We start from the raw sequence: 15996 nt of genomic DNA on the forward strand, positions 1-15996 counted from the left end.
GGTTTGAAGTGACCCAGAACTCGGTCAACCTGCTCAAACCGCAGGGGGGAACCGGGCGATCATCCCGGCCGCCGCATGCGGCGGCGACGTCCTACCTCGCCCGCTACCGCAACATCCTGGTTCCGATCGTCGCGCTGGCCGTTCTCGTAGCCTATTTCGGGTCACGCAACTCGGCATTCATCTCGGTCGGCTCAGCGCAGAACATCTCGCGGCAGATGGCCTTCCTGACCCTTCTCGCGCTGGCGGGCACGTTCGTCATTCTGATCGGTGGCATCGACCTGTCCGTGGCCGCCAATGCGACGTTGGCCGGCATCCTGATCGCGAAGTGGCTGGATTCGTTCGGCGGTCCGCTCGCGATAGTCCTCGTCCTGCTGATCGGCGGCCTGGTCGGCTTGCTCAACGGTGTCATCACGACGATGCTCAAGGTACCGTCGTTCCTGGTCACGCTCGGCATGATGTCGGTGCTCGACGGGATCTCGAACACGATCTCCGATGGTGGCCCGGTATCGTACAGCTCCGGGTTGCTCGATTCGCTGGTGAACAAGTCCACGATTCCCGGGTTGCCCAACGGCGCGCTCATCGCGCTCGTGCTCACCGCCGGCTTCACCGTGTTGATGTTCGCCACCTCCTACGGTCGCCACCTGTACGCGGTGGGCGGCAACGAGCGCGCGGCCCGCTTGAGCGGCGTGCGGGTACTGCCTGTCAAGCTGTCGGTGTTCGCGCTCTCGGGTGTGATCGCGGCCGTGGCCGGCATCATCCTCACCGGCCAGGCGAGCACGGGCGTCCCGTTGGGAGCCAACCCGAGCCTGCTGAACTCCATCGCCGCGATCGTCGTCGGCGGTACGGCGCTCTCGGGCGGAGTCGGCGGCCCGCACCGCACGCTGCTCGGGACGCTGGTGATCGTCATCCTCGGTTCCGGCATGGACATCACGTCGGTAGGGCCGTACACGCAGCTGATCGTCAAGGGTGCCGTCGTCATCGCGGCCGTCGCGCTCACCATCGACCGTCGCCGTTACGGGTTGATCAAATGAGCGCGGGGCGGGTCGAAGGCAAAGTCGCGCTCATCACGGGGGCCGCTCGCGGACAGGGGCGCAGCCATGCTGTGCGCCTGGCCGAGGAGGGCGCCGACATCATCGCGGTCGACCTGTGCACGGACATGGACAGCGTTCCGTATCCGCTCGGCACCGCCGAAGACCTGGCCGAGACGGTACGTCAGGTCGAGGCGCTCGGCAGGCGAATCGTCGCCAGGCAAGCCGACGTGCGCGATGACACCGCGCTTCGCGCCGCGGTGGACGACGGGGTCGCCCGCCTCGGCCGCCTCGACATCGTGTGCGCCAACGCCGGGATCAACAAGCCGTCGCCGGCGAAGGACATGGAGGAGGACGTGTGGCTTGACGTCGTCGACGTCAACCTCAGCGGCGTCTGGCGGACGTGCAAGGCTGCCATCCCGCACATCATCGACGGAGGGCGCGGCGGCGCCATCGTGTTGACCAGTTCCGCGGCGGGACTGAAGGCCTATGCAAACATCGCGCACTATACGGCCGCCAAGCACGGTGTGGTCGGGCTGATGAGGACACTTGCCCAGGAACTCGCACCGCATCGCATCCGTGTGAACACGGTGAACCCGACCCAGGTCGACACACCGATGATCATGAACGAGCCGATGTTCAGGCTGTTCTGCCCAGATTTGGAAGATCCGGGCCGCGCCGACTTCGCACCGGTGTCGCAGGCGATGCACGCGCTGCCGATTCCGTGGGTCGACGCAAGGGACGTCAGCAACTGCGTACTCTTCCTCGCTTCGGAAGAGGCGCGTTACATCACCGGGGTCGCTCTGCCGGTGGACGCCGGCGTACTCGTCAAATGACAACAACTGGAGGTACGAAGATGGCTGGTCGCGTCGAGGGCATGGTTGCCTTCATCACCGGAGCGGCGCGTGGACAGGGACGGAGCCACGCGATTCGGCTCGCTCAGGAGGGGGCCGACATCATCGCGGTCGACCACTGCGCCGATATCGACACCGTGGGCTACGCGATGGCTACCGAGGAAGACCTGGCCGAGACCGTCCGTCAGGTCGAAGCCCTCGGCCGGCGCATCATCGCGACCCATGCCGACGTGCGTGACTTCGAGTCGCTCAAGGTCGCGGTTGACGCCGGTGTCGCCGAGTTGGGCAGGCTCGACATCGTGTCCGCCAACGCCGGCATCCTGTCGAACGGCCAGTCGCACGAGCTGTCGGAGGAGACCTGGGGGCAGATGATCGACATCAACCTCAGTGGCGTCTGGCGCACCTGCAAGGCCGCGATCCCGCACCTGATCGCGGGCGGCCGCGGCGGCTCGATCGTGCTGACCAGCTCGGTCGCTGGCCTGCGCTCCTACAACGGCGTATCGCACTACGTGTCGGCCAAGCACGGGGTGGTCGGGCTGATGAAGACGCTCGCGCAGGAGCTCGCGCCGCACAGCATCCGCGTCAACACGGTCAACCCGACCCAGGTCGACACCGACATGATCCAGCACGACAGCATGTACCGCCTGTTCTGCCCCGACGTCGAGAACCCGACCCGGAAGGATTTCGCTGCCGCGTCGGCGGCCACCATCCTCCTGCCGGTCGACTGGGTCGAGTCGATCGACGTGAGCAATGCCGTGCTGTTCCTCGCCTCGGACGAGGCGCGCTACATCACCGGCGTCGCCCTGCCGATCGATGCGGGCGCCCTGACGATGTGACCGGTGGGCGCTGCGGAGATGGCGCCGGAGCGTAGCGCAGGCACGGCTTCTCGCGAGGGAAGACCGTGCCTGCGTGCTGTTCTTCTCCGATCGACCGTCTGCCCACCGCTTGACGCTACGGCCGGGGGCCGAGACCGTTCGGGGGTGCGGGACCGCCGGCTATGCGTGGTAGCCGGACGCGCCGCTGCGCGACATCACGATCCTGGTGATCGACGTGTTGCGGCTGAGGCCGAGGAGCATGTTCACCACGGCGACGACGTCGCTGACCCGGATCATCGTGTCGGCCGGGACCGTGTCGGTGACCCATGCCGACATGTCCGTTTCGACGTACCCCGGCGCGATCGCCGAGGCCGTCACCCCGCGGGCCCCCTCCTCCAGGTTCACGGTTTCCATCAGCGAGAGCAGCGCCGCCTTGGTGGCGCCGTAGACGGCCAGGCCCGATTCGGCGTACGCCCCGGTGATCGAGGACATCGCGATGACCTTGGCGCCGAGCGCGGGGTCGGCGTCCGCGGCGGAACGCAGCAATGGCAGGGCCGCCTGGATGAGGACGAACGCGGCGGTGAAGTTGACCTCGACGGTCTTGTCGAGCCGGTCCGTGCGGAAGCTGTCGACCGGCCCGGCGGTGCCGACGCCGGCGTTGACGATGAGCGCGTTCATCGAGCCGAACGTCTCGCCGTGCAGCGCGACCAGGCCCGGCAACGCCTGGCGGTCGGCCATGTCCGCCGCCCGGTGGACCGTCATGGGCGAGCCGGCGTCGCGGAGCTGCCCGGCCAGCGTCGCGATGCCGGACTCGCTGCGCGAAGTCACCGTGAGGCCGTAGCCCTGCTGGGCGAGGCTGAGTGCGATACCTCGGCCGATGCCGCGCGAGGCCCCGGTGATGAGCGCGGTTCTCATGAGTGCCCGCCCAGCAGGTCCAGGCCGGCGGCGAGGTATGGCCCCACCGCCGCGCCGGCCGTGTCGAACCCCGGCCCACTCGCGGCACCGACCCGGTGGCGATGGTCGATGCCGGCCGCGATCACCGCGATCTTGAAGTGCGCCAGCGCCAGGTGGAAATCCCAGGAGGTGAGCGGGACCCCGCCGGCTGCCGCGTAGGCCGCCGCCAGGCCGTCATCGCCGGGAAGCCGTGGGCTCGTCCACGCGCCCGGGCTGCCGACGATTAGGTCGAAGGCCGGGTGCCGGTACGCGCACATCGTGGCGACGTCGGCCACCGGGTCGCCGATGGTGGACAGCTCCCAGTCGACGACCGCCGCGACCGCGGGCGCATCGTCGAGGACGAGCAGGGTGTTGTCGATGCGGAAGTCGCCGTGCACGATGCCGGTCGCCTGCTGCGGCGGGACGCCGCGGGCGAGCCGGCGGCTCAGCTCCTCGGCGTCCCGGCGCGTGGCCGGGTCATCGCCGGCGACGAGCTCCCATTGCCGTGACCAGCGGCGGATCTGCCGTTCGGCGTAGGAGCCGGAACGACCCAGTCCCGCCAGACCCACGGCGTCGTGGTCGACGCGGTGGAGCGCGGCCAGCACCGCGACGAGCCGGTCGACGACCGCGGCTAGCGTCGCGTCGTCCAGGGTGTCGAGGTCGGATCGTGACTGGATGGTCCGGCCCTCGACGTACTCCGCCACGGCGAACGGGCAGCCGATCACGGACAGGTCCTCGCACAACGCGGTGGCGGGCGGCACGGGCACGTCGGAGCCTGCCAATGCCGCGATGATCCGGTACTCCCGCGCCACGTCGTGCGCCGAAGGGGTACGGCCCGCGCGGGGAGGCATGCGCAGGACCCATCGACGCACGCCGTCGTCCAGTTGGACGGTGAGGTTCGAGCGGCCGGCGGCGATCCGCGTCGACGTGAGCGGACCGGCCGGCGCCACACCCTGCGTGGTGAGGAAGCCGGTGACCGCCGCGAGCTCCGTCGCGGTGAGGCCGGTCACCGGTCCCGCCCCGCGATGGCCCGGACCGCACGCTTCGCGATCGACCACCGGTGCACCTCGGACGGCCCGTCGTAGATGCGGAACGGCCGGATCTCCCGCGCGATCTTCGCGATCGGCAGGTCCCGGGACACCCCGAGGCCGCCGCACATCTGCGTCGCACGGTCCACCACCCGATGCAGCGCCTCGGCGGCGAAGGTCTTGGCGATGGAGGTCGACATGGCCGCACGACGGCCGGCGTCCAGCTCCCGGCAGGCGTCGAGCAGCAGCGCCCGGGTCGCCGCGAGATCGATCTCGTTGTCCGCGATCAGCTGCTGGATCATGCCGAGGTCGGACAACCGCGACCCGAACGCCGCCCGCCCTGCGACGTGCTCCACAGCCACCTCGTGCGCGCGGCGGGCCGCGCCCAGCCACCGCATCACGTGCGTCATGCGCGCCGGTCCGAGGCGCACCTGGGCGTACCGGAAGCCCTCGTCGATGCCACCCAGCACGGCCTCGTCGGGGACGAAGGCGTCGGTGAACGTCATCTCGCAGTGCCCGCCGATCATCGACCGGTCGACGGTACCGATGTGGCGCACCACCTCGACACCCGGCGTTCCGGCGGGTGCCAGGAACATCGTCGCGCCCCCTGGTTCGCCCGGCTCGCCGCTCGTGCGGGCCATCACGATGCAGAACCCGGCCCCGTCGGCGCCGGTGATGAACCACTTCCGGCCGTTGATGAGCCAGCCCCCGTCGACCTTCGTCGCCCGGGTCATGAGCATGTTCGGGTCAGCGCCGGCGCCCGGCGCGGGCTCGGTCATCGCGAACGCGGAGCGGACCGCCCCCTGGACGAGCGGCACCAGGTACCGCCGGCGCTGCTCCGCCGAGGCTACGTGGGCGAGCAGGTGGACATTGCCCTCATCGGGCGCGTTGACATTGAGTGCCACTGGACCGAACAGGGAGTAGCCCGCGGCCTCGAAGACGGGCGCCCGCTGCACCATCGACAGGCCCAGGCCTCCGCAGTCGACCGGCCCGTGCGGCGACAGCAGGCCGGCCTCCCTGGCCGCCGCCTGGAGCCGCAGCCGCAGTTCGTCGCCTCCCGCGGCCTCCACGTCGCCGTCGTGTTCGTCGTCGATCGGTAGCACTGTCTCGCGGATGAACTCGCTCGTCGCCGTCACCAACGCATCGACGTCACGCACGCCGCACACCACCTTGAGTCGTACCGACCGATCGCTCGCTCGGTCAGCATGACGCCCCGCGTCGCACAAGGTCAACAGGGCATGCGTCACAGCGCGCCGACAAGCCCCCGCGCCAGGACGATGTGGCGCTCGATCAACTCGTCGGGAGTGAGTGGGCCGGCCTCGCGATACCACGTCGCCACCCCGACGCACAGCGTCGCAACCGCCCGGGCGGCCTCCCGCGGGTACGGCGTCATGAACTCCCCGGCACCCCGCCCGGCCTCCACGACCTGGCGGACCATCCGCTGCTGCTCGTCACGCAGCGCCACATACTCGGCCCGGTACGCATCGTCCAGGCTCCGAATCTCACTCGAGGCCACGAACGCGTGCGGGCGCCGAAACATGTGAAACCGCAACAACGACTCCACCAGCGCGTCGAACTGCCGCGACGGCCGGCCCCCCGCCGACGCCAGCGCCGCCCGGCTCCGCTCGTGCAAGTCGCCCATCACCGACATCAGCAGGGCCCGGAGAATCTCCTGTTTCGACCGGTAATGGTGGTACAGCCCCGGGACGGACAGGCCGGCACCCGCAGCAAGGTCGCGGATGCTCGTGCCGTGATAGCCGCGCTCGGCGAACAGATGCAACGCGGCCTCGAGCACCGGGGGGAGGCCGGAAACGCCGTACTCACGCCAACTCGCGCCGCTCACGCCGTCACCTCCGCTTCGCTCCGGCAGCGGCATGAGCTGAACCTGCGCCCATGATGAGCGGCCCCTCCACTCCGCTCCGGACCACTCACGCCGCCAACTCTACGATCCGGCGCGGGACGTGTTGCGGGCCGGTCACCTGGAACAATGCCGCACTCTCCTCACATATCCGGCGGCGTGGCCGAATACCGGAGTATCCGCGTCCGCTCCGGAACGGACGCGCTTACCGAAAGGCGCTGGTTGTGGCGACGTCGCACCACCGGAGCCTGCGGCAGTCCACGGTCAACCGCGCCGCCGCCGGCATCCTCCTGCTGATCACCGGCCTGCTCGTGCTGGCCGTGTGGATGGTCAACGCCGCGGTCCAGCGTCAGGCCGCCGCGTACGAGCGCCAGGCGCAGTTCAAGGCGCTCGCGCTCGAGCTGAACGGCGCATCCGACCTGCTGACCGCCGAGGCGCGCAGCTACGCCGCCACCGGCGACCGCAAGCACCTCGACAACTACTGGCGCGAGATCAACGAGACGAAGACCCAGGACCGGGTGGTCGCCCAGCTGCGCCAGCTCGGCGCGGACAGCGACGAGTTGGCCCTGATGGACAAGGCGAAGGCCAACTCCGACGCGCTGGTACAGACCGAGTCCCGCTCGCAGCGGCTGATGCTGGAGGCCGCCGGGATCCCCGTGAACGACATGCCGCCCGCGATCGCGCGGTTCCAGCTCACGCCCGAGGATCGGGCGCTGAGCGGCCAGGCGAAACGCGACCTCGCCCGGTCGATCATGTTCGACGCGAAGTACGACCAGGACAGGGGCGTGATCGCCGAGCCCATCCGGCAGTTCCAGACGCTGATGAACGACCGCGCGGAGCAGGCGGTGCGCGACGCGCGGAACGCCACGCTGACCTCGGTCGGGCTGCTGGTCGGGCTGGCCGTCCTGCTGCCGCTGGCGATGGGCGCGGTGGTCTACCTGTACAGCGCCAAGGTCGGCAAGGTCGTCGTGCGCTACACGAGGGCGCTGCGCACCCGGGACCAGAACGACCTCAGCTTCCGGCTGGCGCCGGCGGGGACCCACGAGTTGCACGCCCTGGGCGGCGCGTTCAACGACGAGCTGGACCGCACCCTGCACCTCGTGCGGGCCGTGGCGGGCAACGCCGAGACGCTGGCATCGGCCGCGCAGCAGCTCTCCGCGACCAGCGAGCAGGTGTCGGCCAGCGCCGAGCAGGCCCGGGACCAGGCGGGCCTGGTCTCCGCCGCCGCCGAGCAGGTGTCGCACAACGTGCAGACGGTCTCGGCCGGTACCGAGGAGATGGGCGCGTCGATCCGGGAGATCGCGCAGAGCGCCAACGAGGCGGCGCGGGTCGGCCACGACGCGGCGACCGTCGCCACCGGGACGAACGAGACGGTGGCGAAGCTCGGCGAGTCCTCGGTGGAGATCGGCAACGTGGTCAAGGTGATCACGTCGATCGCCGAGCAGACGAACCTGCTCGCGCTCAACGCCACGATCGAGGCGGCCCGCGCGGGAGAGAGCGGCAAGGGCTTCGCCGTGGTGGCCAACGAGGTCAAGGAGCTGGCGCACGAGACGGCGAAGGCGACCGAGGACATCTCGCGGCGGGTCGAGGCGATCCAGCGCGACACCGAGGCGGCGGTCGCGTCGATCGAGCAGATCACCAAGGTGATCGGCCGGATCAACGACTACCAGACCACGATCGCGAGCGCGGTCGAGGAGCAGAGCGCGACCACCAATGAGATGAACCGCGGCGTCTCGGAGGCCGCGACCGGCTCCGGTCACATCGCCGAGAACATCTCCGGCATCGCGACGGCCACCCAGACCGCGGCGGCAGGCATCGCCGAGGCCAAGCGGGCCAGCGCCGACCTGGCCCGGATGAGCGGTGAACTGCAGGGGCTGATCCGGGACTACCACTACTGATCTTGTCGCGGAGCGACGACGACACGAAGCGGCATCAGGCGACGTCGAGGGTGGCGCGGCGGCGGCTTTCCCGCTCGAACCAGGCCAGCAAGGCCAGGCCGGCGGCGGCGTAGAGCAGCCCGAGCCCGGCCTCGGCGAGCAGGTCGCCGCGCACCGCGCCGAGCGTGGCGCCGGCCGCCACCCGTCGGGCCGCGTCGATGCCGTGGGTCAGCGGCAACCAGTGCGCCACCGCGGCCATCCAGGCCGGCAGCTTCGACAGCGGCACGTTGACGCCGGCGAAGATGAGCAGGATGCCGAACAGGATGTTGGGCAGCACCGCCGTCTCGCGCACGCGCAGCGCGAGCGCCGCGTTGGTCAGGCCCAGCCCGGTGCAGGCGAACGCCGACACGGCCACGACGAGCGTGAGCGGGACGGCGGATTCCGGCCGCAGGTGTACCCCCAGTAGCACCGCCCCCACGAACAGCGCGACGACGGACACGACGAACCCGTTGACGATGACGGGCAGCGCCCGGCCGAGGAACAACGGAAGGCGGGCGGCCGGCGAGGCCAGCAGCAGCGGCAGGGTCGCCTGCTGCCGCTCACCGCTGATGGTGTTGCCCATCGCGAACAGGCACGGGATCGCGGCATACTGCACCGCGTTGCCGATGACGAAGAACGCGTCGTCCTCGACGCCGGCGGCCCGCCCGACGTAGGCGAAGAACAGAATCTGGAAGATCGGCCCGAGGATGAACGTGGGCACGAGGACCCACGGGCTCAGCCAGGCGAACAGGGCCCGGTAGCTGGTCAGCCCACCGATGAAGAACAGCCGGAGGGCGTTCACGACAGCGCCAGGGTCGCGTTGGCGCGGGCCGAGTGCAGCAGCCGCCGGGCGAGCAGCGTGCCGGCGATGCCGTACACCGCGGCGAGACCGAGGCAGGCGGCGATGCCCGGCAGCGGGTTGTCGCCGAGCGCCGCGGCCCGGACCGCCTCGATGCCCCAGGTCGGCGCAAGCAGCCACGACACCGGCCGGGTCCAGCCGGGCAGCAGGGACAGCGGCACCAGGAAGCCGCACAGCAGCCACACCGGGAACTCCAGCGCCGTGCCGAGCGCCCACGCCGTGCGATACCGCACGGAGGAAACGGCGACGAGGAAGCCCAGGACGCCGACCGCGACCACGGTGGCCAGGCACGCCGCCACGAACGCCACCGGGTGCCGCACCGCGATCTCGATGCCGAACACGAACCGGCCCCACAGCAGGGTGGCGACGAGACTGTACGCGCCGACGGTGGCCATCGACAGCGTCATCGGGAGTATCAGCAGCGGGAACGGCGTCGGCGCGGCGACGAGCAGTTCGAGGGTGCCCTGGCGGCGCTCCTGCTGCAGCGACGCGGCGGCGGTCGTGCTCGTCGACGACCACACGCCCATGATGCTCGCCCCGACCGCCGCCGACAGCAGCGCCGGGCCGGACGCGCCGGCGCCCCGGTACATGAGGAACACGGTGGTGGCGAAGAACAGCGGATACAACACCCCGAGGATGCCGTCGAACGCCGAACGGCTGCGCAGCTTCAGCTGCAGCGCCCACGCGACGGTCACGATGCGCACATACCTCACGACTGTCCCACCAGCTCGACGTAGGCGTCCTCCAGCGTCGGCGGCCGGGTCGCGACCCGCCCGACCCGCGCCCCGTCGAGCAGGCCGAGCACGGCCGGGGTCAGCTCAACGCCAGGCTCCCCGTGGACCAGCAGCACCTGCGCCGGCCCCCGCTCCTCCACGCTCACCGAGCGAACCCCGCCCAGCGCCCGCACCCGGTCGCCAGTGTCCGCCGCCATCCCGAACACCTCGAACTCCACGACGTTGCCGACGCTGACGCGCTGCTTGAGCTCCTCCGGAGTGCCACCGGCCACGATCCGCCCGCCGCTGATGACCGCGATGCGGTGGCACAGCTCATCGGCCTCGAACATGTAGTGCGTGGTCAGCAGCACCGTCGTGCCGATCTCCACGAGCGACTTGACGGTCTGGCGCAGCTCACGGGCGCCGACCGGATCGATGCCGATGCTCGGCTCGTCGAGGAACAGCACCTCGGGCCGGTGCAGCAGCCCGCGCGCGATGTGCAGCCGCTGGCGCATGCCCCGCGAATAGCCCTCGACCCGCTCCCGCTCCCGCCCGTTGAGCCCCACCAGCTCCAGCAACTCGCCGATCCGCCCACGCTGCTCGCGGACCGGCACCGCATAGAGCTCAGCGAAATACCGCAGGTTGTCCAACCCCGACAACCGGTCGTAAAGCCCCCGGTCGCCGCCGAACACATACCCGACCCGCCGCCGCACCTCCCGCGGCTGCGCCACGACGTCATACCCGAGCACACGCACCCGCCCACTCGTCGGCAGCAACAGCGTGATGAGCATCTTGATGGTTGTCGTCTTGCCCGCCCCGTTTGGCCCGAGCAGCCCGAACAGCTCGCCGCGCTCGACGCCGAAACTGACCCCGCGCACCGCCTCGACCACTCGCTCGGTGCGCTGCAACCGGGAACGGGACCGGAAGGTGCGCGTCAGGTCGGCCACTTCGATGACGGGCATACAGCTCCCTCGTGCACCCACGTATGGGCGCAGCTGCCTGAAACATTCGCGAGCATCGAACATAACACCGCCGGCCGGGTCGCGATGTCCCGCGCGGGAGTCCCGGGCCGCTTCCTATTGCTCCCGCTCGACGCGATGTGCCAGGCCGTCCACGATGGGGACCTCCGGAGGGTTGGTCGGCGTCGACCTCCACCGCCGACGGCCCGGCCAAGGAGTGGCCGTGGCACGGCTCGGCCCGCCCGTCCCGTGATCTTCGCGCCGATACGAAGATTGCCCCATGGAACTGCGACTGCGTCCCGACTACCGGCTGATCATCCTGGGCCCCGGCGTGTACGCCGGGGCCGAGGCAGTACCGCCGGGTTCCCCATGATCACGGAGCGAACGTGCTGCTCTTTGTGCATTTTCACTCCGTGATGATGGAGAACCGGCCCCGGCGCCACCAACTCCGGCATCGACACACGCTTCAGCGTGCTGTCAACGAGGTCTCCGCCGGTCGAACGTCCTTGGTCATCTTCACCTCAACGGGGCGGCTCCGCCTCGTTTCGCCAAGCGCCAGCAGTCCGCCCAGGGCGATCCCGGCCAGGACAGCCGGCATCGTCCCGATGATGTCGCTATCAGATACGTTGATCGGTGGGTTGCCGGCCAGTGCGGTGAAGACGTCGCCGACGTGTAAGTACGCCAGTGCGAGGACAGCGGGTATGAACACCAGCGGAAAGACCAGCGCAGCAGCGGCGGCCACCGCCGGGTACCACAGCCATTGTCTCGGCTTTTCCGGCCGTCGCCAGGCCACGATCGCGACGCAGACCACCAGCAGCACGGTGAGGCCCAGCCCGAGCAGCAAGCGCTCCGGGCCTGGCTTGGGATACGTGTGGCGCAGCAGCCAGGGTGTAGCGGCCGCGACCGCGCCGCCGAGACAGCCGACCAAGTACCGGATCCGGGAGACGCGGGGCGCGACGCTGAAGGCCGCGCCGACCGCGATGAGCGCGAGCACGCAACTGGCCCCGGCGCTGCCAGGGTTGAGCGCGGGCTCGGTGTCGGTCGGCGACTCGGTCAGCAGGCTCATACTGGACAGCACCGCGGCAACGGCCGCCGCGACGAGCAGCCCGGCGCGGTGCGCAGTGCCCCGGCTGGTGACGCCGCGGTAGCAGCCGGCAAGCGCCACCACGGCCGCGACAACCGCCAAGGGAACGGTCCCGTTCGACAGTTCGGCCCGGTCGAGCGCGATGTCGACGGCCAGCCAGACCAGCCCACCGAGCAGAGCCTCCGCGGTGGCCCGCCGCCGCGCACGGGCGCACACGACAACCGCGAGCACCACCGCGACGATGGCGTCCCAGCGCAGCTCCCTCGCCCAGTAGGTATTGTTCTGGCCCTCCGATCCGGCTAGCGGCTCGCTCAACGGCTGCAGCACCACCAGACCGATCGCCCACAGCACCGCCGCGCCCGCCGCCGCCACGGCCACCGCCACCTGTGTCGTGGTCAACCGCCAGGTCCGGACCTCGCCGTCCAGCGGCGACCGCTCGCCGGCCGCGGAGACCACGGCGCCGGCGCTCGGCGCCACGGTCGCCCCCGCCTCGGCCGCGCCGGCCGGCCGTGGCCGGGACGCGGCCCACCCGAACGACACCGCGCACACCGTCGACGGCAGCAGCCGGCAGGCAATCAGCGCGATCTGCCACCGCACCGGGCCGTCACCGAGCGCCGTCATCGGCGCCGCCACCACCGGGGCGAGCACGGACGCAAGCAGCGCCCCAGCCCCGGCAACGCCCCAGCTCCAGCGGGTCTGCCCGGCCGCGTCACGGCCGGCCGCGACGACGACCACCGCGAAGGTGACCAGCACCCAGGCCAGGATCATGGTCGCGAAACCCACCGCGCCGTAATGAGTGATCGCGGCTTCGCGTCCGCCCTGCCACCCGACGAGGACGACGCCGAGAACGCCGACCGCCAGGCCGGCGCGCCTCCAGACCCCAGCTCCGCGAGTGCTCACCGCGGCACCGCCGCCCAGCCACCGGCCGACCACCGCTGCGTAGACCGACGTGAGCGCGGCGGCCAAGGCGGCGGCGAGGAGAGGCAGGTATCGAATCTCGAGGTCCGAAAGCAGGTCGAACAGCAGGCTTTGCAGCAGCATGGCCAACCCGACGCCGAACCCACCCGCGAGCAGCAACCCGACCGACGCGCGCAGCACCGGACCGGGCCCGCGCCACCACTCCCAGCGCCTGCTCGGCAAACCGTGTTCGTCGTATGCCACGGGACTGGCAGCCAAGCTCACCGCGAACGTCAACCGTCGCCACGCGCTGCGGTCTTCCCGCTCGAGCGCCGCCAGCTCGGCGAGCCACTCCTGGGTCAGGTCGTCACGCACCTCGGCCGGCCAGCGACGACCCCCGATCCGCAGACAGCCGCGGGTGAGGCGAGTCAGAAGTCCCATGTCGGCCTCGGTTTCACCGCGCCGCGCCGCGAAGCGCGCCGCTGCCGATAGGCCGCGAGCTCGGCACGGGCGCTCTGCACGCCGTGGGGCGTGAGCTGATACCACCGACGGGCCGGTCGGCCGGCCTCCGCCGGGTCAATTTCCTCCCAGCGCGCCTGCAGCCACCCGATCCCCTGCAGCCGGACGAGGATGGGATATACGGTGCCGCTCGGGCAGCCGGTGGCGCGCATGACGTCGAGCCCATAGCGCTCGACCGTGGGGTCGGCGAGGAACACCTCGACGACTTGCACAAGGGTAGTCGTGATCCGTAACGGCTGGGTCATGGCGGCTTATGCTACATAGGGTGGCGTCGTTACGCTACATAGGGTCGAGAGATGCAGATTCCTCGTATCGCTCGGTGTGGCCGGCGGGTGGTCCTGGCCAGAAACTAGGCGGACTCTTCGCCCTCTTCGCCCAGCACCTTGGCGAGCGGCACACCACGCAAGCTGAGCAGCACCATCGCGACACACCCGCAGGTGAGTGCGATGTCGGCGACGTTACCCACGAACAGGCCGTAGTCGATGAAGTCCACGACATGCCCGCGGGCGAAGCCGGGCTCGCGGAAGAGCCGGTCGCCCAGGTGGGATACCGCGCCGCCGAGCAGCGCACCCAGTCCGAGTGCCCAGCCGCGAGAGGCCAGCCGACGCGCGGTGTAGAGGATGCCGACCACTGCGACCGCCGCCACCACGGCGAACACCCAGGTCGCACCGGTGCCCATGGAGAACGCGGCGCCGGGGTTGTACAGCAGCCGGAAGTGGATCAGAGGGGGGATCACGGCGACGCGCTCACTGTCGGACAGCGCGGAGACCGCCCAGAGCTTGGTGAGCTGGTCCACGAGCAGGACCACCGCGGCCAGCATGAGCATCATGCCGTACAGCCGCCTCGAACCCCGCTCTGACCGCATCATGCATGGCCTCCACGCTGTAGCGATATCCGAACTACGAACGAGCAAACCGTAGTGGCAGAACCGCAGCACGAGCAAGATCACAGGCTCCGCGCGGGTCAGAGCCGTTTAACCTAACCATCTTCTCCTCATTCGGCCGGAGCGCGGTGTTCACCCGCATGTCGATCGATCTCGTCAACGTGTGCCTACCTGTTGCTTCAGTCAGGGGAGACATGATGGCTCGACCCAGAACCCGACATGTGCTGATCGTGGGCGCCGCGGCGCTCGCCCTCCTGCCCGCCGCCGCGACACCCGCCGCGCAGGCCGGCGAGCCCGGCCAGGGCCAGACGGGGCATCAGACGCTCTGGCGCGGCGACTTCGACGGCGCAAGCAGTGCCTGGACGGTGCGAACCGACGGCCCGGCGGCCGGCTGGCGCGGCTGGACGTTCACCCAGCGCAACGACTGGTTCGCGGCGGCCGCGCCGGCCGGCGTCGGCTGCGATCCGGAGCAGAACCGGCCGCTCGACTCCCGCTGCTTCCTTGACGGGCGCAACCAGTTCTCCCGCTCGCGCGGCGTGCTCGCGGTGGCGGACAACGGCGTGGCGGCGGCCAAGGGCGCCGCCGTCGACGGGGATCACCCGGTCAACAGCACGCTCGTCAGCCCCGGCGTGCCCGTCGGCGGCAAGAGCGCGGTCGAGCTGGTCTTCTCCTCGCACTACCGCCAGGCGCACAAAGCGGTCGCCCGCGTGACCGTGGCGTTCGACGGCGGGGCGGAGAAGGAGATCCTGCGCTACTCCGCGGCCCGGATCAGCGCGAACGGCGGCGGCGACGTCGTCTCCGGTCAGGAGGTGATCCGGGTCGACGTGCCGCGCCGCGCCCGCAGCGCCGTGTTCCGCTTCGCCTACAGCAACAACCGCCCGCAGATGTACTGGGCGGTCGACGACGTGGTGGTTCGCACTCCGCTGCCGGCGCTGCCTCGCGGCGCGAAGGCGACCACGTTCCAGGTGCTCAGCGACATCCAGGTGGAGGGACTGCCGTACACCGACGGTGCGCTGGACCTGCTGCGGCGCGAGGCGCCGGGCGCGAAGGCGGTGCTCCTCGACGGCGACATCATCAGCGGGCCGCGCGATCAGACCCAGGAGCAGCAGGTCAAGGAGTACGCCGATGTGAGCGCCGTGTTCGCCCGGCACCGGCTGCCCACGGTGCTGCCCGCGATCGGCAACCACGACAGGCGCAGCCGGGTGCTGACCCCTCAGCAGCAGCAGGACAACTTCCTCGCGTTCGCCAACCGGTGGGGCGCGGGCATCGACAAGCCGTACTACGAGAAGGTCGTCGGCGGTGTGCCGGTGATCGTGCTCGGCGAGGAGAGCGGGGTCGCGGAGCAGGAGAAGCAGTCCATCAGCGACGCTCAGGTGGCGTTCCTGAAGCAGCGGCTCGCGGACTGGGCGCGCCAGGGCAAGCAGGTGCTGGTGATGAAGCACTACCCGTTCGAGTGGACGGTCTCCGGCACGTACGGCAACTTCTACGGCAACGGCCCGCGTGACTTCGAGCTCGAGGCGGTCGTCGGCAAGTACCCGAACGTGATCTTCCTGAGCGGGCACACGCACTGGTCGCCGTACCGGCGGGACTGGTCGGCGCGGGTCGTCACCTAGGGCGGGCACCCGGACGGCTACACCGCGATCAACACCG

The 15996-nt window shown here is 70.4% G+C and carries 15 protein-coding genes; 5 read left to right on the forward strand and 10 right to left on the reverse strand.

All coding sequences use genetic code 11. The annotated features are described in order from the left end of the window. The first annotated feature begins 8 nt into the window (after nucleotides 1-8). From ABT297_RS07205 to ABT297_RS07215, 3 genes are read left to right on the forward strand one after another with little or no spacing between them, the layout of a single operon-like run. Nucleotides 9-1031 carry an ABC transporter permease gene (locus ABT297_RS07205; RefSeq protein ID WP_350545688.1) on the forward strand — a complete coding sequence of 341 codons (1023 nt, stop codon included), beginning with the start codon at nucleotides 9-11 and terminating at the stop codon, nucleotides 1029-1031. After that, the gene (locus ABT297_RS07210) at nucleotides 1028-1864 is read left to right on the forward strand and encodes a mycofactocin-coupled SDR family oxidoreductase (RefSeq protein ID WP_350545691.1); all 837 of its coding nucleotides are present in this window, start codon (nucleotides 1028-1030) and stop codon (nucleotides 1862-1864) included. Before ABT297_RS07205 ends, ABT297_RS07210 begins: the two co-directional genes overlap by 4 nt. A 20-nt stretch (nucleotides 1865-1884) precedes the next feature. Then, the gene (locus ABT297_RS07215; protein ID WP_350545692.1) at nucleotides 1885-2718 is read left to right on the forward strand and encodes a mycofactocin-coupled SDR family oxidoreductase; all 834 of its coding nucleotides are present in this window, start codon (nucleotides 1885-1887) and stop codon (nucleotides 2716-2718) included. Nucleotides 2719-2877: 159 nt separating this feature from the next. On the opposite strand, the gene ABT297_RS07220 is transcribed toward ABT297_RS07215, so the two are convergent. The 4 genes from ABT297_RS07220 to ABT297_RS07235 form a co-directional block, all read right to left on the reverse strand. Further along, entirely contained in the window at nucleotides 2878-3612 is a 735-nt protein-coding gene (locus ABT297_RS07220; RefSeq protein ID WP_350545694.1) for an SDR family NAD(P)-dependent oxidoreductase, read from the reverse strand. Further along, nucleotides 3609-4640: a phosphotransferase family protein gene (locus ABT297_RS07225; RefSeq protein ID WP_350545696.1), complete on the reverse strand. Its 1032-nt coding sequence runs from the start codon at nucleotides 4638-4640 to the stop codon at nucleotides 3609-3611. The genes ABT297_RS07220 and ABT297_RS07225 overlap by 4 nt, the downstream gene beginning before the upstream one ends. Continuing rightward, nucleotides 4637-5815 carry an acyl-CoA dehydrogenase family protein gene (locus tag ABT297_RS07230; RefSeq protein WP_350545698.1) on the reverse strand — a complete coding sequence of 393 codons (1179 nt, stop codon included), beginning with the start codon at nucleotides 5813-5815 and terminating at the stop codon, nucleotides 4637-4639. Before ABT297_RS07230 ends, ABT297_RS07225 begins: the two co-directional genes overlap by 4 nt. An 86-nt stretch (nucleotides 5816-5901) precedes the next feature. After that, nucleotides 5902-6501 carry a TetR/AcrR family transcriptional regulator gene (locus ABT297_RS07235; RefSeq protein WP_350545699.1) on the reverse strand — a complete coding sequence of 200 codons (600 nt, stop codon included), beginning with the start codon at nucleotides 6499-6501 and terminating at the stop codon, nucleotides 5902-5904. A 239-nt stretch (nucleotides 6502-6740) separates the two neighbouring features. Between ABT297_RS07235 and ABT297_RS07240 the strand changes: the two genes are divergently transcribed. Continuing rightward, entirely contained in the window at nucleotides 6741-8414 is a 1674-nt protein-coding gene (locus ABT297_RS07240; protein ID WP_350545701.1) for a methyl-accepting chemotaxis protein, read from the forward strand. A gap of 34 nt (nucleotides 8415-8448) precedes the next feature. On the opposite strand, the gene ABT297_RS07245 is transcribed toward ABT297_RS07240, so the two are convergent. From ABT297_RS07245 to ABT297_RS07270, 6 genes are all read right to left on the reverse strand, one after another. Then, a complete protein-coding gene (locus ABT297_RS07245) occupies nucleotides 8449-9234 on the reverse strand; it encodes an ABC transporter permease (RefSeq protein WP_350545703.1) in 786 nt (261 codons plus the stop codon). Continuing rightward, nucleotides 9231-10004, reverse strand: a complete 774-nt coding sequence (locus tag ABT297_RS07250) for an ABC transporter permease (RefSeq protein WP_350545704.1) — start codon at nucleotides 10002-10004, stop codon at nucleotides 9231-9233. Before ABT297_RS07250 ends, ABT297_RS07245 begins: the two co-directional genes overlap by 4 nt. Beyond that, nucleotides 10001-10966 (reverse strand): ABC transporter ATP-binding protein, encoded by a 966-nt coding sequence (locus tag ABT297_RS07255; protein WP_350545706.1) that lies wholly within the window; start codon nucleotides 10964-10966, stop codon nucleotides 10001-10003. The genes ABT297_RS07250 and ABT297_RS07255 overlap by 4 nt, the downstream gene beginning before the upstream one ends. Before the next feature lie 463 nt (nucleotides 10967-11429). Then, nucleotides 11430-13385 carry a hypothetical protein gene (locus tag ABT297_RS07260; RefSeq protein ID WP_350545709.1) on the reverse strand — a complete coding sequence of 652 codons (1956 nt, stop codon included), beginning with the start codon at nucleotides 13383-13385 and terminating at the stop codon, nucleotides 11430-11432. Continuing rightward, a complete protein-coding gene (locus ABT297_RS07265; protein WP_350545711.1) occupies nucleotides 13373-13708 on the reverse strand; it encodes a PadR family transcriptional regulator in 336 nt (111 codons plus the stop codon). Before ABT297_RS07265 ends, ABT297_RS07260 begins: the two co-directional genes overlap by 13 nt. A gap of 104 nt (nucleotides 13709-13812) precedes the next feature. Beyond that, the gene (locus ABT297_RS07270; RefSeq protein WP_350545713.1) at nucleotides 13813-14331 is read right to left on the reverse strand and encodes a signal peptidase II; all 519 of its coding nucleotides are present in this window, start codon (nucleotides 14329-14331) and stop codon (nucleotides 13813-13815) included. A gap of 236 nt (nucleotides 14332-14567) precedes the next feature. Here ABT297_RS07270 and ABT297_RS07275 point away from each other — a divergent pair, with 236 nt between their 5' ends. Further along, on the forward strand, nucleotides 14568-15959 hold the full coding sequence (locus tag ABT297_RS07275; protein ID WP_350545716.1) for a metallophosphoesterase family protein: 1392 nt from the start codon (nucleotides 14568-14570) through the stop codon (nucleotides 15957-15959). Nucleotides 15960-15996 lie beyond the last annotated feature (37 nt).

Source organism: Dactylosporangium sp. NPDC000555 (genome assembly GCF_040300025.1).
In the GTDB taxonomy this organism is placed as follows: Bacteria; Actinomycetota; Actinomycetes; order Mycobacteriales; family Micromonosporaceae; genus Dactylosporangium.

What these genes read in the sequence shown, in the direction of transcription:
- ABT297_RS07260 (WP_350545709.1), bottom strand. Translation starts at nt 13,385, where the DNA reads ATGGGACTTCTGACTCGCCTCACCCGCGGCTGTCTGCGGATCGGGGGT.
- ABT297_RS07265 (WP_350545711.1), bottom strand. Translation starts at nt 13,708, where the DNA reads ATGACCCAGCCGTTACGGATCACGACTACCCTTGTGCAAGTCGTCGAG.
- ABT297_RS07270 (WP_350545713.1), bottom strand. Translation starts at nt 14,331, where the DNA reads ATGATGCGGTCAGAGCGGGGTTCGAGGCGGCTGTACGGCATGATGCTC.
- ABT297_RS07220 (WP_350545694.1), bottom strand. Translation starts at nt 3,612, where the DNA reads ATGAGAACCGCGCTCATCACCGGGGCCTCGCGCGGCATCGGCCGAGGT.
- ABT297_RS07215 (WP_350545692.1), top strand. Translation starts at nt 1,885, where the DNA reads ATGGCTGGTCGCGTCGAGGGCATGGTTGCCTTCATCACCGGAGCGGCG.
- ABT297_RS07210 (WP_350545691.1), top strand. Translation starts at nt 1,028, where the DNA reads ATGAGCGCGGGGCGGGTCGAAGGCAAAGTCGCGCTCATCACGGGGGCC.
- ABT297_RS07255 (WP_350545706.1), bottom strand. Translation starts at nt 10,966, where the DNA reads ATGCCCGTCATCGAAGTGGCCGACCTGACGCGCACCTTCCGGTCCCGT.